Source organism: Modestobacter sp. VKM Ac-2985, from assembly GCF_026967925.1.
Classification (GTDB): domain Bacteria; phylum Actinomycetota; class Actinomycetes; order Mycobacteriales; family Geodermatophilaceae; genus Modestobacter.
Window position 1 is genome coordinate 1,620,385 of sequence record NZ_JAPVBI010000001.1, and the last position, 20,257, is coordinate 1,640,641.

The 20,257-nt window shown below is 72.4% G+C and carries 21 protein-coding genes; 12 read left to right on the forward strand and 9 right to left on the reverse strand.

Going from position 1 to position 20,257, the window contains the following annotated elements; translation table 11 throughout:
- The first annotated feature begins 66 nt into the window (after nt 1-66).
- Nucleotides 67-969: a methylenetetrahydrofolate reductase [NAD(P)H] gene (metF, locus tag O2V61_RS07725; RefSeq protein WP_269182716.1), complete on the forward strand. Its 903-nt coding sequence runs from the start codon at nt 67-69 to the stop codon at nt 967-969.
- Here metF and O2V61_RS07730 read toward each other — a convergent pair.
- Nucleotides 962-1,576 carry a hypothetical protein gene (locus O2V61_RS07730; protein WP_269182717.1) on the reverse strand — a complete coding sequence of 205 codons (615 nt, stop codon included), beginning with the start codon at nt 1,574-1,576 and terminating at the stop codon, nt 962-964. The two genes, metF and O2V61_RS07730, sit on opposite strands and share 8 nt — an antisense overlap.
- A gap of 144 nt (nt 1,577-1,720) precedes the next feature.
- On the opposite strand from O2V61_RS07730, the gene O2V61_RS07735 reads away from it, so the two are divergent.
- Both O2V61_RS07735 and O2V61_RS07740 read left to right on the forward strand, forming a co-directional pair.
- A complete protein-coding gene (locus O2V61_RS07735) occupies nt 1,721-1,867 on the forward strand; it encodes a hypothetical protein (RefSeq protein ID WP_269182718.1) in 147 nt (48 codons plus the stop codon).
- Nucleotides 1,868-2,014: 147 nt separating this feature from the next.
- Nucleotides 2,015-2,482 (forward strand): MarR family winged helix-turn-helix transcriptional regulator, encoded by a 468-nt coding sequence (locus tag O2V61_RS07740; RefSeq protein WP_269182719.1) that lies wholly within the window; start codon nt 2,015-2,017, stop codon nt 2,480-2,482.
- Here the strand turns inward: O2V61_RS07740 and O2V61_RS07745 are convergent.
- The 5 genes from O2V61_RS07745 to O2V61_RS07765 are packed head-to-tail and all read right to left on the reverse strand — an operon-like array spanning nt 2,458 to nt 7,257.
- On the reverse strand, nt 2,458-3,186 hold the full coding sequence (locus tag O2V61_RS07745; RefSeq protein WP_269182720.1) for an ABC transporter ATP-binding protein: 729 nt from the start codon (nt 3,184-3,186) through the stop codon (nt 2,458-2,460). The two genes, O2V61_RS07740 and O2V61_RS07745, sit on opposite strands and share 25 nt — an antisense overlap.
- Nucleotides 3,179-3,934, reverse strand: a complete 756-nt coding sequence (locus O2V61_RS07750) for an ABC transporter ATP-binding protein (RefSeq protein ID WP_269182721.1) — start codon at nt 3,932-3,934, stop codon at nt 3,179-3,181. Before O2V61_RS07750 ends, O2V61_RS07745 begins: the two co-directional genes overlap by 8 nt.
- Complete coding sequence (locus O2V61_RS07755) at nt 3,931-5,082, reverse strand: branched-chain amino acid ABC transporter permease (RefSeq protein ID WP_269182722.1); 1,152 nt, start codon at nt 5,080-5,082, stop codon at nt 3,931-3,933. The genes O2V61_RS07750 and O2V61_RS07755 overlap by 4 nt, the downstream gene beginning before the upstream one ends.
- 11 nt (nt 5,083-5,093) lie before the next feature.
- On the reverse strand, nt 5,094-5,957 hold the full coding sequence (locus O2V61_RS07760) for a branched-chain amino acid ABC transporter permease (protein ID WP_269182723.1): 864 nt from the start codon (nt 5,955-5,957) through the stop codon (nt 5,094-5,096).
- A 25-nt stretch (nt 5,958-5,982) separates the two neighbouring features.
- Nucleotides 5,983-7,257, reverse strand: a complete 1,275-nt coding sequence (locus tag O2V61_RS07765; RefSeq protein WP_269182724.1) for an ABC transporter substrate-binding protein — start codon at nt 7,255-7,257, stop codon at nt 5,983-5,985.
- A 500-nt stretch (nt 7,258-7,757) separates the two neighbouring features.
- Between O2V61_RS07765 and O2V61_RS07770 the strand changes: the two genes are divergently transcribed.
- The 7 genes from O2V61_RS07770 (at nt 7,758) to O2V61_RS07800 (ending at nt 15,483) form a co-directional block, all read left to right on the forward strand.
- Entirely contained in the window at nt 7,758-9,020 is a 1,263-nt protein-coding gene (locus O2V61_RS07770) for an FAD-dependent oxidoreductase (protein WP_269182725.1), read from the forward strand.
- A 207-nt stretch (nt 9,021-9,227) separates the two neighbouring features.
- Nucleotides 9,228-10,157, forward strand: a complete 930-nt coding sequence (locus O2V61_RS07775) for an FAD binding domain-containing protein (protein ID WP_269182726.1) — start codon at nt 9,228-9,230, stop codon at nt 10,155-10,157.
- Complete coding sequence (locus O2V61_RS07780) at nt 10,157-12,625, forward strand: xanthine dehydrogenase family protein molybdopterin-binding subunit (protein WP_269182727.1); 2,469 nt, start codon at nt 10,157-10,159, stop codon at nt 12,623-12,625. Before O2V61_RS07775 ends, O2V61_RS07780 begins: the two co-directional genes overlap by 1 nt.
- Nucleotides 12,622-13,113 carry a (2Fe-2S)-binding protein gene (locus tag O2V61_RS07785; RefSeq protein WP_269182728.1) on the forward strand — a complete coding sequence of 164 codons (492 nt, stop codon included), beginning with the start codon at nt 12,622-12,624 and terminating at the stop codon, nt 13,111-13,113. Before O2V61_RS07780 ends, O2V61_RS07785 begins: the two co-directional genes overlap by 4 nt.
- Entirely contained in the window at nt 13,110-13,808 is a 699-nt protein-coding gene (locus tag O2V61_RS07790) for an SRPBCC family protein (protein ID WP_269182729.1), read from the forward strand. The genes O2V61_RS07785 and O2V61_RS07790 overlap by 4 nt, the downstream gene beginning before the upstream one ends.
- 56 nt (nt 13,809-13,864) lie before the next feature.
- Nucleotides 13,865-14,584 carry an isochorismatase family protein gene (locus O2V61_RS07795; RefSeq protein ID WP_269182730.1) on the forward strand — a complete coding sequence of 240 codons (720 nt, stop codon included), beginning with the start codon at nt 13,865-13,867 and terminating at the stop codon, nt 14,582-14,584.
- Nucleotides 14,581-15,483, forward strand: a complete 903-nt coding sequence (locus O2V61_RS07800) for an alpha/beta fold hydrolase (protein WP_269182731.1) — start codon at nt 14,581-14,583, stop codon at nt 15,481-15,483. Before O2V61_RS07795 ends, O2V61_RS07800 begins: the two co-directional genes overlap by 4 nt.
- 36 nt (nt 15,484-15,519) lie before the next feature.
- On the opposite strand, the gene O2V61_RS07805 is transcribed toward O2V61_RS07800, so the two are convergent.
- From O2V61_RS07805 to O2V61_RS07815, 3 genes are all read right to left on the reverse strand, one after another.
- Nucleotides 15,520-16,356 (reverse strand): maleate cis-trans isomerase family protein, encoded by an 837-nt coding sequence (locus O2V61_RS07805; protein WP_269182732.1) that lies wholly within the window; start codon nt 16,354-16,356, stop codon nt 15,520-15,522.
- The gene (locus tag O2V61_RS07810) at nt 16,353-17,399 is read right to left on the reverse strand and encodes a 2,5-dihydroxypyridine 5,6-dioxygenase (protein WP_269182733.1); all 1,047 of its coding nucleotides are present in this window, start codon (nt 17,397-17,399) and stop codon (nt 16,353-16,355) included. Before O2V61_RS07810 ends, O2V61_RS07805 begins: the two co-directional genes overlap by 4 nt.
- A 156-nt stretch (nt 17,400-17,555) precedes the next feature.
- Nucleotides 17,556-18,395 carry a lipase family alpha/beta hydrolase gene (locus tag O2V61_RS07815; RefSeq protein ID WP_269182734.1) on the reverse strand — a complete coding sequence of 280 codons (840 nt, stop codon included), beginning with the start codon at nt 18,393-18,395 and terminating at the stop codon, nt 17,556-17,558.
- A gap of 37 nt (nt 18,396-18,432) precedes the next feature.
- On the opposite strand from O2V61_RS07815, the gene O2V61_RS07820 reads away from it, so the two are divergent.
- Nucleotides 18,433-19,116 (forward strand): CDP-alcohol phosphatidyltransferase family protein, encoded by a 684-nt coding sequence (locus O2V61_RS07820; protein WP_269182735.1) that lies wholly within the window; start codon nt 18,433-18,435, stop codon nt 19,114-19,116.
- A gap of 121 nt (nt 19,117-19,237) precedes the next feature.
- Nucleotides 19,238-20,215 (forward strand): carbohydrate kinase family protein, encoded by a 978-nt coding sequence (locus O2V61_RS07825; RefSeq protein ID WP_269182736.1) that lies wholly within the window; start codon nt 19,238-19,240, stop codon nt 20,213-20,215.
- The last annotated feature ends 42 nt before the right edge of the window (nt 20,216-20,257 follow it).

Sequence of the window (20,257 nt, forward strand, 5' to 3'; positions counted from 1 at the left end):
GGCCGGGACGGATCTGCGGCGGTCGGTGCGCGGCCGGTGGCCCGCGCGCACGTAGGCTCGTCGGTCATGACCGGCACCGTGCGCGAGCTGCTCCAGACCGAGCAGCCCACCTGGTCCTTCGAGTTCTTCCCCCCGCGTGACGCGGCGGCGGAGACGCAGCTGTGGACGGCGCTGCGCCAGCTGGAGCAGCTGCGGCCCTCGTTCGTGTCGGTCACCTACGGCGCGGGCGGGTCGACCCGCGAGGGCACCGTGTCGGTGACCGAGCGCATCGCCACCGACACCACGATGCTCCCGATGGCCCACCTGACCGCGGTCGACCACAGCGTCGCCGAGCTCCGGCACGTGGTGAGCCGGCTCGCGGCGGCGGGCGTGCGGAACCTGCTCGCGCTGCGCGGTGACCCGCCGGGTGCCGACCCGCAGGGGGAGTGGGTGGCCCACCCGCAGGGCCTGCGGTACGCCGCCGAGCTGGTCGAGCTGATCAAGGGCATCGGCGACTTCTCCGTCGGCGTGGCCGCCTTCCCGGAGCGGCACCCCCGCTCGGCGGACTTCGACACCGACACCGACATGTTCGTCGCCAAGTGCCGGGCCGGTGCCGACTTCGCCATCACCCAGATGTTCTTCCGGGTCGAGGACTACCTGCGGCTGCGGGACCGGGTCGCGGCCCGCGGCTGCGACGTCCCGGTCCTCGCCGGGGTGATGCCGGTGACCAACGCCCGGCAGATCTCCCGGATCGTGCAGTTGTCCGGGCAGGCGTTCCCGGCGGAGCTGGCCGAGCGGTTCGCCGCGCTGGACGGCGACCGCCCCGAGGACAAGCGCGCGGTGCGGGCGCTCGGCGTCGAGGTGGCCACCCAGATGTGCCGGCAGCTGCTGGACGAGGGCGTCCCCGGCATCCACTTCATCACGATGAACCGGTCGACGGCGACGCGGGAGGTCTACACCAACCTGGCCGGCGCGGACCTGGTCAGCTGAGCAGCTCCTCGGCCGCCAGCGCGGCTCGGCGCAGGCCCTCGCGCTCGGCGGCGTAGCCCCCGGCGACCCCCACGACGGGGAACTGGGCCAGCGCCCGGTGCCGGAGCTTGCCCTTGGGTCGCGCGTCCAGGGCGTCGTCGATCCGGCTGAGCAGCCGGGCGGCCCGCCACAGGCTGCGCGCGACGCCCCGCGCCCCGGAGCGGTCCTCGCCCAGCGCCTCGTCGACGTAGACCCCACGGGTGCGGTCCAGCAGCGGCTGGACCCGGTCGGCGGGCAGGTCGCGGTCCAGCAGCACCCGGGCCAGCAGCGACACCCGGTCAGCAGGTCGGTCGAGGCCGTGTTCCCCGGCCACCCCGAGGACGACGAGGGCCTGCACCGCCGAGCCGACGGTGTTCTGCAGCGGCAGCAGGTCGGCCAGCTTGCCGGCGAAGCGCGGCGCGGCCGAGACGCCGGCGGCCACCCGGCTGACCTGGTCGGCCCACCAGGCGGCCCGCTCGGCCGGGGGGAGCTGCGGGGGGCGGCCGAGACGCCGGGTCAGGGGGCTCAGCCCACGGTCGACGCGGCGGAGCACGTCGACGACGACGGCGTCGCTGATCGGGGCGGCCATGCCCGCGACCCTAGGTGGCCGCCGGCCGCCCGACCGGTCGGGCAGCTGCTGTTCGAGGTCCAGCCGATCGGCGGGACGGCGCTGTGGGGCACCACGCTCACCTCCCAGGAGGTCGCCGTCCGGACGCTGCTGGCGATCGGCTACGTGACCGTCGCGATGCTCGGGGTGGCCGCGTTCGCACTGTTCTTCTCCACGCTCACCGACTCCCCGCTGGGCGCCACCCTGGGCGCGCTGGCGGTGCTGGTGGGCGCCGCGTGGGCCGACTTCACCACCAAGGACGTCACCAGCTGAGCGGCGCCCAGGACGCCGGCATGGTGGGTGCCCGCCGGGACGGCAGTCTCCTCTCGAGTCGTCCGAGCACGGAGCGTCTTGCGTAAGCTCCGAGATGTGACACGGCAGACGGGCACAGAGCCAGTGGACGAAGCGGCGACGATCTCGTTGCACACCCCTCGGGCTCTCCTGACGGCCCCCGGCTACCTGGTCCGCCGGATGTACCAGGCGTACGTCGCCTCGTGGGTACGGCAGGTCGACGGAGTGCTGACCGGACCGCAGTTCGCCGTGCTGGTCGCCGTGGACGAGAACCCCGGCTCCGACCAGGGCTCACTCGCCTCAGCCGTGGCGTTGGACCGTTCGACCATGGCCGACATCGCCCGGCGGATGCAGGAGAAGGGGTTGATCACCCGAACTCCGGACACCCAGGACGGGCGCCGGAAGCTGCTCAACCTGACCGACGAGGGCCGGGAGACCTTGGCGCGGAGCAACGTGCGGGCCCGCCAGCTGGACGAGTTGCTCCTGGCCGGGCTGGACGCGGAGGAACGGGCCGAGGTCATGGCGGTGCTCGAGCGCCTCTCCGGGCACTGGTCGGACGTCGCCGGCCGGGATCAGGAGTGGACCGCAGCCCCGTGACCGGCGCTGACGCCCAGCAGCCGCTGGAGCGCGGCCGCGTCGGCCTTCAGCTCCTGCGGTCGGTCGGTCTCGTGGACGATGCGTCCCCGGCTCAGGACCACCGCCCGGTCGACGCGGTCGAGGGTGAAGTTGACCTTCTGCTCCACCAGGATGGCCGAGGTCCCGCGGCGCCGCAGCTCGTCGATCACCTCGCCCATGCGGGCGACGGTCTGCGGATCGAGCCCTTCCGTCGGCTCGTCGAGCAGCATGATCCGACCGTTGCCGAGCAGGGCCCGGCCCATCGCGAGCATCTGCTGTTGACCTCCGCTGAGCTTGCCGGCGCTGACGCTCCATCGCTGCTCGAGCGCCGGGAAGTTCTCCAGCACCTCCTCCATCGTCCACTCACCCGGACCGACGCGGCGCCGGGCGATCCGCAGGTTCTCCCGGACCGTGAGTGAGGGGAAGACCCGGTGGCCCTGCGGCACCAGGGTCATGCCGAGCCGGGAGATCTTCTCGGCCGGCAGGGTGGAGATCCGCTTCCCGTCGAAGGTGATCTCACCGCTGCGGGGATGGAGCAGCCCGACGATCGTGTGCACGAGCGTCGTCTTGCCCATGCCGTTGCGCCCGAGGAGCCCCACCACCTCTCCTTCGCGCACCGACAGGGTGGCGGCGTGCAGGATCTGACTGGAGCCGTAGAAGGTGTCGACGGCCTGGACCTCAAGCATCGGTGGCGTCCCCCAGGTAGATCTGCAGCACGCTGCGGTCGACCGCAACGCGTTCGGGCAGGTCGTCGGCCAGAACGCTCCCCTGGTGCAGGACCGTGACCCGGTCGGCGAGGGCGAAGGCGACGTCCATGTCGTGCTCGATCATGATGATCGTGATCTCCCGGGGGAGCTCGGACACCAGTCGGGTCAGCCGGTGGGCATCGGCCGGAGCGAGGCCGGCGGTGGGCTCGTCGAGGAGCAGCACCTGTGGTTCGGTGCTCATCGCCAGCACGATCTCCATGACCCGCTGCTGGCCGTAGGCGAGCTCGCTCACCGGCAGGTCGGCGAGATCGGTGAACTCCCACGTGTCCAGCAGTGCATCCGAGCGCGCCCGGATGCCGGGTACGGAGGCGAGGTCGCGCCAGAAGACCACGCGCGACCGGGACTGCGAGGCGAGCGTGATCTCCACGTTCTGCCGGACGGTCAGGTCGGTGAACAGGTTGTTCAGCTGGAACGTGCGGGCCAGCCCCATCCGCGCTCGGCGGTGCGCCGGCAGCCGGGTGACGTCCTGACCCAGCAGTTCCACCGACCCCGCCGTCGGTCGGAGCTGGCCGGCCAGCACGTTGAACAGGGTCGACTTCCCTGCGCCGTTCGGCCCGATCAGCACCCGGCGTTCGCCGACGGGGACCTCCAGGGTGACGTCGTCGTTGGCGAGGAAGGACCCGAACCGCATCTGCACGCCGCGGGTCGCCAGGGCCAGGCGGGTCACGGCCGGGGCTCCGTGGTCCGAGCGCTCGCCGTGGTCCGGGCGCTCGCCGTCGAGCGGCTCGGAGTCGGCTCGGCAGGTCCGGAACCGCTCATCGACGGCAGCGCGGCCCCGGCCGGCAGTGCCGGTACCCCGTCCGGGACGGGACCTCCGGACGACGTGGCAGACCCGTCCGGGCCAGGGCCGGTCGCGGTCCCAGCCCGCTGACCGGACCGCTGGCGCCAGTGCGCGATGCGACCGAGCACTCCGTCGCTCATGAACAGCGCCGTCACGATGTAGAGGGCACCGAGCACGATGGTCCAGCGGGTGGTGAAGGTGCTCACGTAGAACTCCAGGCCGAGGATCAGGGCCGCACCGAGGAACGGGCCGAAGAAGTACCTGGCTCCGCCGAGGATCGCCATCACGACCACCTCGGCGCTGAGCAGGAAGGCCAGGTTCGCCGGGGACACGCTGCCCACGAGGTAGGCGTCGAGCATCCCAGCGAGGGCGGCGAACGCACCGGACACGGCGAACGCCCAGACCCGGTACATGCCGACCCGGTAACCCGTGGCGGCCAGGCGGGACTCGCTCTCCCGCAGCCCGGTGATCGCCATGCCGACCGGCGAGCGCATGAACTGCCACATCAGCGCCAGGGACACCCCGACGATGCCGAGGACGAACCAGTAGAAGTACGGCAGGCCCACCGGGACGAGCCCTTCGCGGGCGATCCCGAAGATGCCGTTGTCCCCGCCGGTGATCGAGACCTGGGTGAAGGCCAGCCCGAAGACGGCCTGGGCCAGTGCCAGGGTGAGCAGCAGCAGGTAGATGCCGCGCACCCGCAGGTTCATCAGCCCGAAGACCACCCCGAGCGCCGTTCCGACCAGCAGTGCCAGCAGCAGGACGACGGGGAAGGGCAGCTCCGTGCGGGTGCTGGCGAGCCCGACGACGTAGGCACCGGCACCGAAGAACGCGGCGTGCCCGAGCGAGGGCATGCCGGCGTAGCCGAACACGACGTTGAAGGCCGTGGCGAACAGTCCGAACACCAGGATGCGGGTGCTCAGGAAGAGGTAGAACGACGGGATGATCAGCGGCAGGAGGAGCAGGACGAGGAGTCCCACCGCCACCAGCAGCGGAACGACCAGGTGTCGCCGGTCCCGTGGGCTGTCGTGCATGGCTGGTCTCCTCACCGTGTCTCGACCTTGCCCAGCAGCCCGCGGGGACGGAACGCCAGGAGCAGCGCGACGGGCGCGTAGATGGTGAACATCGCCCATTCCGGGAACAGGACCCGGCCGAACTGGTCCAGCAGCCCCACCGCGAAGGCCGCGATCAGCGCTCCGGGCACCGAGCCGAGCCCGCCGACGACGACGACGACGAGGGCCAGCAGCAGGATGTCGAAACCCGTGTCCGGCGACAGGCTGGTCATGGCACCACCCCACACGCCGGCGAACGCTGCCAGTGCGGTCCCTGTGCCGAAGACCAGGAGGAACATCAGGGGCACCCGGATCCCGATGGTGCGGGCGATCTCCTGGTCGTCCACGGCACTGCGGACCTTCGCACCGACCGAGGAGAAGCGCAGGAAGGCCATGATCACGGCGGCCAGCGCGAGGGCCAGGCCGATCAGGAACAACCGGAACTTCGGGAACACCAGGGTGTCCGTCAGTTGGATCGAGCCCTCCAGCCCCGCCGGTGCGGGCGGTGACACCGGGTTGCCGCCGTACTGGGCCAGCAGCAGGTCGCCGAGGATGAGCGCGACGCCGACGGTCAGGATGATCTGCGGGAGCTCCTGGTTGATCAGCCGGTGCAGCAGGAAGCGCTGCACGATCATCCCCAGGACCGCCGTCACGACGACCGCGAGCACCAGCGAGAGCCAGTAGTCGTTCGTGCGGGTGAACAGGTCGAACGCCAGGTAGCCCCCCACCAGGTAGAACCCGCCGTGCGCCAGGTTGATCGTGCGCATCAGCCCGAACGTGATGGTCAGGCCACTGGCGACGAGGAAGAGCAGCGACCCGAAGGCCAGACCGTTGAGGACGTTGGACAGCCAGAGCATGGTGATCCCCTCGATCCGTGGTCCGTCAGTCCGCCCAGGTGCCCTTGAGCTCCTCGTAGGGCGGGAACTCCAGGTACTCGGCGGGGTCGTAGGTGTAGAACTGGCTGACGTCCTCGGCGGTGTCGATGACCTCGTTCACCCACTCGCCGTCCTGCTGGGTCACCTCCCGGAACTGGACGTCGTAGACGGCCTGGCCGTACTCGTCGAAGTAGACCGGGCCGCGGGGAGCATCGATCTGCACTCCGGCCAGCGCCTCCCGGATCGCCTCCGGAGTCGCTTCGCCCTCCATCTCGGTCAGCGCGGCCTCCAGCGACTGGGCGGCTGCCCAGCCGTCCTCGGCGTACTGGTTGGTCGAACGCCCCTGCGCCTCCGTCCAGGCCGCCACGAAGGTGTCGTTGGCGTCGTTCTCCACGCCGGGTGCGTAGTGCAAGCTCGACTGCACGCCTTCGGCGGTCGCCCCGAGCGAGGGCAGCAGCGTCTCGTCGGTGGTCGAGCCGTGGACGAAGACCGGCGTCGTGACCCCGAAGCCGTCGATGGCCTGGAAGAAGCGGACCGAGTCACTGCCCGGGGCAACCGCGAAGACGACGTCGGCGGCGGGGTCGATCTGGGTGACGTACGGACCCCAGTCCTGGGTGCCCAGTGGCGCGTAGAGCTCCTGTACGACCTCGCACCCGGCGTCCTCGTAGACCCGCGCGAACCCTCCGGTGGCTTCCCAGCCGAAGGAGTAGTCCAAGCCCACGATGGCCGCCGTCCGGTGTCCGAGCTCGTCGCAGACGTAGTCGCCGGCCGGCATGGTGTCCTGGGAACCGGTGTAGGACAGTCGGAAGACGTTCGGGTCGGTCTCCCGGGTCAGACCGTCCGCACCGGCGACCGTGATCAGCAGCGGGACGCCGGCTTCCTCGAGATAGGGCGCCACGGCGTAGGCGACGCCGGAGTTCACCAGGCCGATGATGATGTCGGACTCGTGCTGCTCGACGAGCTGGCGGGCCTTCGTGGTGGTACCGCCCGGGTCGTTGGCGGTGTCCTCCTTGACCACCTCGACCCCGTAGCCACCCAACGTGCCGCCGTTGCGCTCGAGATAGAGCTCGAATCCGGCGTTCACGTCCTCGCCGAGGGCGGTGAACGGACCGGTCGTGGGGTTGAGCAGACCGACGTTGACGGTCCCCTTCTCGCCCTCCGCTGTCTCCCCGCTGCCGGCAGGGACACCGCCGGCCGAGGGGTCCAGGTCGCCGCATCCGGCGAGGACCACGGCGAACGTGGTCAGGGCGGCGACCTGCAGTGCCGAACGCGGTCCGCTCATGTCTGCTCCTTGTGTCGGGAAGTGCTCAGCGGGACGTGCACGTACTCCGGCCGATGCGCCGCGGTCGGCAGATGTCGCGGAACCCACGGCCATGGCCCGCCAGACGCACTGACTGCGCGGTCGAGCCTCGCCTGAAGGGGGATCTCACCAGCACGTTCTCGCCGAATCGAAAATGATCCGAACACGGACGGACCGCCCGGGGCAAGCTTCTCACGCAGTGTTAACGAGGCCGAAACGCCCGACCTGGGCCGACCACTCGTCGCCAGGTCTCCATGACGTCCGGTGCTTGCGAGGTGGGTCGGCGGACTTGGCGAGTCGGTCCGCGCCACCCGTCGACGCGGTGGAGGCCGACGGGCCTCGGGCGTGCGGCCCGGTGCGAGATGCACCCGCGCCCGACCCGACGGATGTAACAGGAACGCAACACCGACCACTTGCCCGAGCAACTAGTCAGTGTTCGGATCATCTCGTTCGATCCGGTTCGTCTTCTCCCTGGAGGTCCTGTGTCCCACTCGATCGAGGTGCTCGTGGTCGGCGGCGGGCTGGGCGGGCTGACCACTGCGCTGTCGCTGCGGCAGCGGGGCCTGCAGGTCACCGTGCTCGAGGCGGCGAACGAGCTGGGCGAGGTGGGGGCGGGCATCCAGACGGCTCCCAACGCGAGTCGCATCCTGATGGGCCTGGGCCTGCTGCCGCAGATGGAGGCGATCCACACCCAGCCCGAGGACCAGGTCCGACGGCGGTGGAAGGACGGCAGCATCGTCGCCAGCAAGCCCCTGGGCCGGGAGGTGCAGGCGGACTACGGTGCGCCCTACTGGCACTACCACCGGGCCGATCTGCACGCGTTGCTGCTGGCCGCCTGCCTGGCGCCCGAGCGGCCCGGCCCGGTGGTCGAGTTCGCGACGGGGTGCCGGGTCACCGACCTCGACCAGTCCGACCCGGCCCGGCCGACGGCGGTCACCGACGCCGGGCGGCGATTCACCGCCGACGTGGTCGTCGGCGCGGATGGGATCCGATCGAAGGTGCGGGACCTGGTGGGCGCACCGGACACCCTGGTCTTCTCCGGGGAGATGGCCTACCGGGTGCTCATCCCGGGCAAGCGGATCGCCGACGACCCGGCGACCCGGTTCCTGCTCGACCGCTTCCACAGCACCATCTGGTACGGCCCCGACCGGCATCTGGTGCACTACTTCATCCGTGGGGGCCAGTACCTCAACGTGGTCGCCATCGTCCCGTGTTCGCCGGAGATCGAGCAGACCTGGAGCGGCCCGGTCCCGGTCAGCGAACTCGTGGCGGCCTATCCGGGCTGGGACGACCGGGTCACGGCCATGCTGTCCAAGGCCGAGGACAACGTCAGCGCCTGGGCGATGTCCTACCGGCGACGCGACCCGCGCTGGGTCTACGGTCGGGTCGCACTGCTCGGCGACGCCTGTCACGCGATGTTGCCGTACCAGGCGCAGGGCGCGTCCCAGGCGATGGAGGACGCCGCCGTGCTGGCCGAGGAGCTGGGCGCCGTCACCCATGCCGGCATCGACGGCGCGCTGGCGCGCTACGTCGCCCGCCGCGCGAAGCACGCCGGGATGGTGCAGGACGCGTCGCTGGAGAACATGCGCTTCTACCACCTGCCCGACGGCCCCGAGCAGCAGGCGCGGGACAGCACGCTGCAGGAGTTCAACGGCGAGTCCGATGTGTCCTACGACTGGCTGTGGCGCGGGACCCCGCTGGACGACCCCGACCTCGTCCCCTTCGACTACGAGTTCCGGCGCTGATCCCCGAACGCCGAACGTCCCGCCGGAGCGCGGGGTCAACTCTCGAGAGGAGCGCGACATGAGGACCGGACAACAGGTCGGCGACGAGCTCCCGGCGAGGGGAGCGCAGGATGCCGACGTCCCCGGCGGGGACGGCTCCCCGCTCGACAGCCGCGCCGTCTCGGGGCGAGGCGACCCCACGAGCGGCCGTCCGCCGAGGGAGGAGCGGTGAAACCGGCACCCTTCGACTACCGGCGGGCGCGCAGCGTCGCGGATGCCCTGGGCCTGCTCGCCGAGCTCGGCGGGGAGGCCAAGGTCATCGCCGGTGGGCAGAGCTTGATGCCGATGATGGCCTTCCGGCTGGCCCGGCCCTCCCATCTGGTCGACATCGGCGGCCTGGGCGAGCTGCGCGGTCTGTGGGTCGACGACGACGGCCTGCACATCGGCGCGCTCACCACCCACCACCAGGTGGAGACCTGCACCGATCCGGCCGTCCTGGCCGGCTGGCCGGTCCTCCCGGCGTCGATGTCCTGGATCGGTCACCTGCCGATCCGCACCCTGGGGACCGTCGGCGGCAGCGTGGCTCACGGGGACGCACTGGCGGAGTGGTGCCTGCTCACCACGTTGCTGGACGCGGTCCTCGTGGCCGAGGGAGCGGACGGACGGCGGGAGATCCCGGTTGCCGACTTCTTCCTCGGCTTCTTCACCACGGCCCTGCTGCCCGACGAGCTGCTGGTCGAGGTGCGGTTCCCGGCGCCCGCGCCGCACGCCGCGCTCACCGAGTACGCCGAGCGGCACGGCGACTACGCCATCGTCTCCGCCGCGGTCTCGCTCGACCTGGTCGACGGCTCGCTGCGCGGCGGCCGGATCGCGCTGGGCGGGGTCGCCGACGCGCCGGTCCGGGTCCCGGAGGCCGAGGCGCTGTTGACCGCCGGTACGACCCACCCCGACGAGCTCGGCGGGGTCTTCGCTGCCGCGGCGGACGCCGCGGCAGCAGCCGTCGACCCGGGCGACGACCAGCACGGCAGCGCCGACTACCGGCGGTCGCTGGTGCGGACCCTCGTGCAGCGGGCCGGCGTGCAGGCGTCGGTCGCGGCGCGGGCCGTAGATGACGATCGGCCGGCAGCAGTGCCGGCCGGTGCGAGGAGGAGACCGTGATGCCGCAGGGCGCCGACACCGATCAGCCCGATGCCGGGCACCGAGCCCCGAGCTTCGGCTCCACCGGACGCTACGTCGGGGCGGCCGTACCCCGGCGGGAGGACCCCCGGCTGGTGACCGGTCGTGGCCGCTTCCTCGACGACATCGCCGTCCCGGGCATGCTGCACGCCCAGTTCGTCCGGTCCACGATCGCGCACGCCCGGCTGCTGGAGGTCGACCTCACCGCCGTCCGGGCGCTGCCGGGGGTGGTCGCCGCCTACAGCGCCGCCGACCTGGCGCTGGGGGACATCACCGCGCTGCTGGACCGGCCCCTGGAGGAGTTCGTCCCGACGCCCATGCCCGTCCTGTCCGGTGCGCCGCAGGCCGACGGCTCCCTGGGCAAGGTGCGCTTCGTCGGGGAGCCGCTGGCCATCGTGGTGGCCGCCGACCCCTACCTCGTGGAGGACGCCCTCGAGCTGGCCCGCGTGCGGTACGAGGCTCTCCCCGCGATCACCTCCGCGGAGGGGGCGATGGCGCAGGGTGCTGCCCTGGTGCACGACGAGGCGCCCGGCAACGTGCTGGTCGACGTCTCGATGTTCGCCACCGAGGGCATCGACGAGGTGTTCAGCGATGCCCACACGGTGGTCGAGGTGCGCAGCAGCACCGGCCGGCAGAACGCCCTCCCGCTGGAGACCCGAGGCGCGTTGGCCGAGTGGGACGAGCGCGCTGGGCAACTGGTCCTCGACACCTGCACGCAGGTGCCGCACCAGGTGCGCACGGTCACGGCCGGGTGCCTGGGGCTGGCCGAACGGCAGGTGCGCGTCCGGGTGCCGGACATGGGCGGTGGCTTCGGTATCAAGTGCGTGGTCGGCCGGGAGGAGATCGCCGTCGCGGCAGCGGCCCAGCGGCTGCGCCGCCCCGTCAAGTGGATCGAGGACCGCAAGGACGCGCTGACCGCTTCCTTCCTGGCCCGTGAGCAGCAGTACGTGGCCCGGGCCGCCTTCGACCGGGAGGGGCACGTCCTGGCCCTGGACGCCGACGTGGTCTGCGACATGGGCGCCTACTCCTGCTATCCGTTCACCGCGGCGATCGAACCCCTGATGGCGTCGGGGGAGATGCCCTCGGTCTACCGGGTGCCCGCCTACCGGGTGCGCGGGCGGTCGATCACCAGCAACAAGGCGCCGACGGCTCCCTACCGGGGGGTCAGCCGCCCGCAGTACGTGATGGTGATGGAGCGGCTGATGGAGCGGGCCGCCCGCGTGCTCGACCTCGACCCCGTCGAGGTGCGCCGCCGCAACGTCATCACCACGTTCCCCTACACCGGGGTCAACCACATCACCTACGACCCCGGCTCCTACCTGGAGTCCCTCGACCTGGCCGAGCAGACCGTCCGCGACGAGGGCTGGTACGACGTCCAGGCCGCCGCCCGCGCGGAGGGGCGGTTCGTCGGGATCGGCTACAGCTGCTTCAGCGAGCGGACCGGGTACGGGTCCGGCGCCTTCGCCAAGCGCCGGATGAAGGTCGTGCCCGGCTTCGACATCTCCGAGATCCGGATGGACCTGTCCGGGACGGTGACCGTCACGACCGGTACCCAGAGCCACGGGCAGGGCCACGAGACCACGATGGCGCAGATCGTGGCGGACAAGCTGAAGCTCGACGTCGCCGACGTCCGGGTCGAGCAGGGCGACACCGACCGCGTCCTGTACGGCTGGGGCAGCTTCGCCAGCCGGTCCGCCGTCATCGGCGGCTCCGCGGTCGGCGCGGCGGCCGGCAAGCTGGAGGTCAAGCTGCGCGAGCTGGCTGCCCACCTGCTGGGCACCCGGCCGGAGGTGCTGGAACTGCGCGACGGCGGTGTCCGCCCCATCCCGCACGCCGGGGACGGTGTGCCCCCGGAAGGGCTGTCGTTCACCCAACTGGCCGACGTCGCCTACCTGAAGTCGCACCTGCTGGCCAAGGAGACCGACCCGGGGCTCAGCGCGGTCGCCAGCTTCGACGTCGCCGGCGACGGCACCTTCTCCAACGCCACGCACGCCTGCGTGGTGGAACTCGATCCGGGCACCGGGGGCACCCGGATCCTGCGGTACGTCTGCGTGGAGGACTGCGGCGTGGCCATCAACCCCCCGATCGTCGAGGGCCAGGCCCGTGGCGGCATCGCTCAGGGCATCGCCGGTGCGCTGTTCGAGCAGGTGAGCTACGACGCCAACGGTGAGCCGTCCTGCGCGTCGTTCCTGGACTACAAGGTGCCCACCGCCTGGGAGACACCGGACGTGCTCATCAAGCACCTCGAGACGCCGTGCCTGTTCACCGAGACCGGCGCCAAGGGAGCCGGTGAGGGGGGCACCATCGGTGCTCCGGCCGCCGTGCTGAACGCGGTCAACGACGCCCTGCGGCCCACCGGGGTCGAGCTGGACGACACCCCCATCCGTCCGGAGGTGGTGCACCGGTCACTGCAGGTCACCCGCTCGGCCGCCCACGGGAGCGCCGCGTGAGCGAGCGGCAGCTGGTCACGCTGACCGTCAACGGCGTCGAGCACGAGCTGCTGGTGGAGCCACGGCGCACCCTCGTCGACGCGCTCCGGCACGACCTGCGCCTGACCGGCACCCACGTCGGGTGCGAGCACGGCGTCTGCGGTGCGTGCACCGTGCTCGTCGACGGACTGCCCGCTCGGGCCTGCCTGATGTTCGCCGTCCAGGCGGAGGGGCGGGAGATCAGCACGGTCGAGAGCCTGTCGCCCGACGGCCGGCTCAACGACCTGCAGCAGTCCTTCGTCGACCACCACGGCCTGCAGTGCGGCTTCTGCACCCCCGGGATGCTCATGCTCGCCGAGGGACTGCTCGCCGAGAGGCCGGCCGCCGGCCGCGAGGAGATCCGCGAGGTCGTGGCGGCGAACCTGTGCCGCTGCACCGGTTACCAGAGCATCGTCGATGCGGTCGAGGCGTGTGCCCGGGCCCGCTGCCCCCAGGAGGAGAGATCGTGAAGCTGGAGAACCGGGCCGTGGTCCAGGCCGATGCCGACGTCGTCTTCGGCATGCTCAACGACCCCGAGGCGATCGTGGGGTGCGTGCCGGGTGGCGCACTGACCGGCCGGGACGGCGACGCCTGGGCCGGCGGGGTGACGGTGAAGGTCGGGCCGATCACGGCCGCCTACGCGGGCACCGTCCGGTTCGTCGACGTCGACGAGGCGGGCCGGTCGCTGCGGCTGGTCGCCCGTGGGGCCGACACCCGGGGGAGCGGGGACGCCGAGGCCGAGGTGGTCGTGCGGGTCCAGCCGGTCGACGGCGGCTCGGAGCTGCTCATCGACACGGATCTGCTCATCCGCGGCAAGATCGCCCAGTTCGGGAAGGGCGCCATCGCGGCGGTCTCCACCCGGATCCTGCAGCAGTTCGCCGCCGAGCTCGGCCGGCTGGCTGCCCAGGACGGCAGCCCGGCCACGGCACCAGCGCCCACCCCGGCCGGATCGCGCTCGCCGACTCCGGTCGGCACGACCGTCGCGCCGGACCTCGCGCCGGCCAGGCCCGCCGCCTCGGAGCTGAACGCGTTCAGCCTCGTGATCGGACCGGTCCTGAAGGAGTACGGGCGTCCGGTGGCGCTGGTGGCCTTCGGTCTGCTGCAGGGCTGGGTGCTCGGCCGAGCCGTCACGATCGAGCGGTTCTACCGCTCCACCCGCCGCTGACCGCTCCACCACCACTCACCGCGTCGCCACCACGACCGACACACACGAGGAGCCCCATGTCCGCGGACGACAGCGAGAACACCCAGCAGGTCTACGCCCGAGCCGGTTTCGGTGCGGCCGTGCGCCGCGGCCACCGCCCGGCGGTCGTCGTCGTCGACCTCACCCGCGGGTTCACCGAGCCGGGGTTCGACACCGGAGCCGACCTGAGCTACGTCGTCGCCGACACCGGCGCTCTGGTGGAGGCCGCCCACGCCGTGGGAGCCCCGGTCGTGTTCACCGCCATCGCCTACAGCGACGCAGAGGTGGACAGCGGCGCCATCGTCTGGCTGCAGAAGGCCACCGGGATGGCGTCCCTGCGGGAGGGTGGGGACGCGGCTGCGCTGGACCCGCGGTTGCCCCGGGGGCCGCGTGACCCCCTGCTGGTGAAGAAGGGCGCCTCGGCCTTCGCCGGCACGCACCTGGCCGCGATGCTCAGCGCCTGGCAGGTGGACACCGTGATCGTCTGCGGGGCCACCACCAGTGGCTGTGTCCGGGCCTCGGTCGTCGACGCGGTGCAATCTGGCTTCCCGGTCCTGGTGCCGCGCGAGTGCGTCGGGGACCGGGCGCAGGCGCCGCACGACGCCGCGTTGTTCGACCTGCAGGCCAAGTACGCCGACGTGGTCCAACTGACCGAGGTGCTGGACTACCTCGCCTCGGTCGAGACCGGCCCGGCGGGACCGGCCACGCAGCTCGCCGAACCGGCACTCGCCGTGGCCCAGCAGGCGGTGATCCGGTGAACCGGCGCGTCGTCGAGCAGGTGGCGCTGGCCGATCTGGCCGACGTCCCCGCGCGCAGTCGGTGGGTGCGCAGCGGCGCGCTCCGGCTGCACGTGCTGGACTACGCCCGGACCGATGACGACGTGCGGACCCCGCTCCTGGTCGTCCCGGGCATCACGACGCCGGCCATCGGCATGGACTTCGTCGCCCGGGAACTCACCGACCTGGTGCGCCCGGTCGTGCTCGACGTGCGTGGACGCGGGTTGTCGGACTCGGCGGACAGCTACACGCTCAGCGACTACGCCGACGACGTCCTCGCGGTGGTGACCGGCCTGCAGCTGCACCTCCCGCTGCTGCTCGGCCACAGCATGGGGGCCCGGATCGCCGGGTTGGCCGCTGTGCGGGCGGCCGGTCAGCGGATCCCCTTGACCGGCTCGGTTCTCGTCGACCCACCGCTGAGTGGCCCGGGGCGGAGTCCCTACCCGACCACGCTGGCCGCCTTCATGGGCCAGCTGGACGCTGCCGTGCGGGGGACGACTGCCGACGAGGTGGCGCAGTCGTGGCCGCGCTGGCCTCGGCGCGAGCAGGAACTGCGGGCCCGCTGGCTGTCCAGCTGCGCTCCGGAGGCCATCGAGGCCACCCATCGCGGTTTCGAGAGCGAGGACTTCTTCGACTTCTGGGCCCAGGTGCCGGCGTCGACGGTCTTCGTGTGGGGAGAGGACAGCCCCGTGGTGACGGCGGCCGGCGCCGGCGAAGCCCGGGCAGCGCACCCGGAGGCCGGGTTCGCGAGCATCCCGGGAGCCGGGCACATGGTCTTCTGGGACAACGTGCCCGGGGCGCTGGCCGTGACCAGGGAGGTGCTCGTGGACCTCTCGAGCCAGGATCGGGTGCCGGTCGGCGGCGGGCCAGCGGCGGGGTAGGCCGTCCGGCCGACCCCGCCGCGGCGTGCCCGGAGGTCAGCCGGCGGCCGCTCCCGACGGCGACACCGCCGGAACGGGCAGGCCTCCCGCGAGCAGGGCGCCGGCGCCGGGGACGACCGGGTCCAGGCCCAGCTCGCGCAGCACCTGGTAGGTCGTGGCCGAGGCGGCGGAGAGGACGGGGAGCCCGGCCGCCTCCTGCACCGGCTGCAGTGCCGCCAGCGAGGGCATCTGCACACATGCCGACAGCACGAGGGCGTCGGCGTCGTGCAGATCGAGCTTGCGCCAGTGCTCCAGCAGGTCGGCCGGGTCCAGCCGCGCGACGGCGATGTTGTCGGCGACCTCGAGGCTGAGCGTGTCCACGACCTCGATGCCGGCGTCCTCCAGGTACTCGGCCACCAGTTGGGTCAGCGGCTTCATGTAGGGGGTCAGGATGGCGACCCGCCGCGCGCCGAGCGCGGTGATCCCGCTGATCAGCGCACCGGCGCTGGAGATCACCGGCGCCGGCACCCCCTGACCGCGAAGGACCGCAGTGATCTCGTCCTCGGCCGTGCAGTGGAAGCCGGGGCCCTGGGCCATCAGGGCGACCAGGCAGGCGGTGGCGACGACGTCGGGCCGGGCGTCGGCGAGTTCGAGGGATGCCCGCTCGGTCTGGGCGTTCATCGCCGCGAGCTGCTCAGGGGTGACGTGCTGCATCCGCATCCGGCTGGCATGGAACACGAACCGGTCGTCAGGGTGGAGCGCGGCCCGGGCGGCCAGCATCCGGGGCAGCTCCGTCTCCATCGTCAGGTTCGAGCTGGGCACGATCATGCCGATGTGGTGGTCCCGTCCGGCGCCGTACCCGCGAGCGGCTGCGGCTGCCGTGTCCTCGGTCATCGGCGGGCGACGGGGCGCATCTCGGGGACGGTGAGCTCGCCCGCGTCGACGATGAGCTGGTCGTCGAGGTACAGGCTGCAGCCGCGCATCGGGATGTCGAAGTGGCAGGGGGTGTCGTTGGGGCCGCCGAGCTCGTTGTTGGGGCCGATGGAGAACATGACGTTGCCGTAGAAGGAGCGCAGTTCCATCCCCATGCCGCCGCCGAACTGGGTGAGGCCGTGCCAGTGGGCGCGCTCGTCGAGGCCCCAGCCGACGTGGGACATCCCGTAGCCGCGCGGGTCGTCGAAGGACTCGATGTAGGACCGCAGCAGGTCCGCGTCCAGGCTCGGGGCCCCGCCGACACCGCGGATGCTCTGGATGAACCCCTGCTCGATGATCAGTTCGACCGGGGTCTGCACGTAGGTGTTGAACGGCAGCAGCACGTCGCCGGGGGAGAGGACGATCGTCCCGTCCACGCCGTCATCTGCACCGCCGGTGAACACGAAGGCCGCCGGCCAGTGGTCCCAGCGGCCGGGGGTGTCGGTGAACCCGTACTCGCTCAGGGTCGGGTAGACCCCGAGCCGGTAGGTGACGTCGGTGCCGGCGGGGCTGGTGATCCGCATGGTCTGGGCCTTGGCCAGCAGATCGGCGCCGATCTCGACCCGTTCGCGCAGTTCCCGGGTGGGCATGAGGCGGGCCAGCAGCGGGGCGGGCTCCACGGCGGTGAGGATCCGGGTGTTGGCGTCCTGGATCTCGAACTGCTCCTTGCTGAACAGCAGGAAGGTCAGGTCCACCACCATGTCGGCGGCCTTCAGCGCGTCGACGGCCAGCCGGTTGGTGGCCAGCCCGGAATCACCCACCGCCCAGGCGCCCTTCGCCGAGGCCGGTGCGGGCAGCCGCAGGTGGTAGGTCTCCGCGCCCAGCTGCTGGGCCGCCCACAGGAACGCATCGGCGTACTCGGGCCGCTCGGCGCCGCGGGAGAGCACCGCCACGGTCTCCCCCTCGTGCACTGCGGAGAGCTTCAGCTGCTGCAGGCAGATGTCGTTGAACAAGTTCTGGTCCATCGAGTCCTCCAGGACACCGGGCGGCGGAATGTCGTCCGTGTTCGGACTACCTTGCGGCAGGTGCGCACCGGCGTCCAGCCCCTGAGCCGAGCTGGAACACAGCGTTAACAGGTGCCGGTTGCGCTCGTCCCTCCGCACGACCGGCCGGTGGTGGGGCTACGCAGGGCCTCGGCGGAGTCGGGCGCAGTCGGCCGAGCCCAGCTCGACCGGGGGCCCGGCGGCCAGCTCGGCCAGCACGATGGCCTGCACCAGCGCGTCGGCGGGCAGCTGGCCGTGGGAGACCTCGGCGTCGGCGCAGACCGACTGAACGGGGAGGTTCAGGGCCCCGTCCAGCTCGGCGGACGCCGGCGGCGTGACGGTCTCGTCCTGCGTCGTCCACACCGAGACCCAGCTGGGCCCGGCCGGCGTCTCATCGCCGGCGTTCAGCTCGGCGAGCAGCGGGCTGCCGGTGGTCAGCTGCTGGCAGGCGTCCGGGCACTCCGCGGCCAGGAACCGGGCGGCCAGGTCGGCGATGGCCGTGCCGTGGTGCGGGGAGCCCAGGGTGAGCACCCGCCGGGCCTGCTCCGCGCCGCCGTCGGCCGCCCACAGCCGGGCGATGACCCCACCGGCGGAGTAGCCGACGACGTCCACGCTGTCGGCGCCGGTGCGCTCGAGCGCCTCGTCGACCGCGGTGCCCAGCACCGCCGCCGAGGCGGCGAGGTCACCGGTGCCGTCGCCCGGCACCGGGACGACGGTGGCGTCCCGCCCGCTGGCGGTGAGCCGGTCTGCGAGCGGCTGCAGCGAGCCGACCGAGCCCCCGTACCCGGGCACCAGCAGCACCGGGCCGGGGGTGAGCTCCTCGACGGCGGCCGGCCCGGCTCCGTCGTCCGGGCCGGTCAGCCGGTGGACGGCGAGGGCTGCGACGGCCACCACCGCGACCAGCGCGAGCAGCGCGAGCGCGAGACGACGACGGACGGGGGAGAGGCCGGCGAGCACCAGCCCACTGTCCCTGCCCATGGCACCGGGCTGCCCGGTTCGTGGTGGACTGCACACCGTGCTGAGCCGCGACGAGTACCTGGTGGCCTGGTCACGCTGGCACGGGGGCACCGACCCGGCCGAGAGCCGGCTGGTGCGCGGCTGGCTGTCGCTGGCCTACAGCCTGGCCGTGCCGCTGGCCCGGCTCTCCCCGCTGGTGGCCACCGCGCTGGGGCTGCTGGTCGCGGTGGCCGCGATCGCCCCGGCCGCCGCAGGTGGGGCGTGGCTGATCGCGGCCGGGCTGCTCATCGGGCTGTCCGGCCTGCTGGACTCCCTGGACGGCGCGCTGGCCATCGCGGGCGGGCGCGCCTCCCGCCGTGGGTTCGTGCTGGACTCCGCCGTCGACCGGCTGACCGAGGCCGGCTACGCCGTGGCCTTCTGGGTCGCCGGCGCCCCGGGCTGGCTGGCCGCCGCCTTCGGTGCGCTGTGCTGGCTGCCGGACTACCTGCGCGCCCGGGCCGGGCAGGCCGGCGTGCACGAGACCGGCGCCGTCTCGGTGTGGGAGCGGCCCAGCCGGGTGGCGATGGCGGCGCTCGGGCTGGTCGGCGCCGGGGTCGTCTCCCTCCTGGACGTGCAGCTGGAACTGGGGGGCGCCGATGCGGTCGTGCTCGCCGTCGGCGGCGCGGCGGCGGTCGGCTGCCTGCTGGGCGTCATCGGGACGGTGCAGCTCGGCGTCCAGCTGCGCCGGGCGCTGGCCGACTGACTGCCCCACCTCCGCGAGCGGGCACCTGCCGCGGCTCCTACGCTGTTCCCGCCCCGGCGTCCGTTCCCGGCCGGGGTCCGCAGGCCGATGGTGGCCGCCGTCCCCGGAGAGAGTCGCCCCCATGCCCGTCGTCGTGACCGGTTCCATCGCCACCGACCACCTGATGACCTTCCCCGGGAGGTTCACCGACCAGTTCGTCGAGGGCAAGATGGAGAACGTCTCGCTCTCCTTCCTGGTCGACGACCTGGTGCAGCACCGCGGCGGTGCCGGGGCGAACATGGCCTACGGGCTCGGGCTGCTGGGCCAGGAGCCGGTGCTGGTCGGCGCGGTGGGCAACGACTTCGCCGACTACGACGCCTGGCTGAGCCGGCACGGCGTGGACACCGGCAGCGTGCGCTGGTCGGAGCTGAAGCACACGGCCCGCTTCGTCTGCACCACCGACGCGGCGAACAACCAGATCGCGTCCTTCTACTCCGGGGCGATGTCCGAGGCCGCGCTGATCGAGCTGGCCCCGGTGGCCACGCGCGTCGGTGACCTGGACCTGGTGATCATCGGGCCGAACGACCCGACGGCGATGGTGCAGCACACGCAGGAGTGCCGGCAGCGGGGCTACCCGTTCCTCGCCGACCCCTCGCAGCAGCTGGCCTGGGCCGACGGGGCGATGATCCGCGAGCTCGTCGACGGCGCCGACCTGCTGTTCACCAACGAGTACGAGCACGCCCTGCTGCTGCAGAAGACCGGCTGGGACGACGCCGAGGTGCTCGCCCGGGTGGGCACCTGGGTCACCACGCAGGCCGCCAAGGGCGTGCGGGTCGAGCAGGCGGGGGAGGCGACGATCGAGGTGATCGCCGTCCCGGAGACCAAGCCGGTGGAGCCGACCGGCGGCGGCGACGCGTTGCGGGCGGGGTTCGTGGCGGCTCTCCAGTGGGGGCTCGACATCGAACGCGCCACCCAGGTCGGGTCTGCGGTCGCCACCGCCGCGGTCGAGGTGATCGGCACGCAGGAGTACACGCTGCCCCGCGCGCCGTTCCTGGAGCGGTTCGCCGAGGCCTTCGGCACCGACGCCGCCGACGAGGTCGCCCCGCACCTGCCGGGCTGAGGGAAGGCCCCGCTGCCTCAGGCATAGGAAGCTCTTCACCCG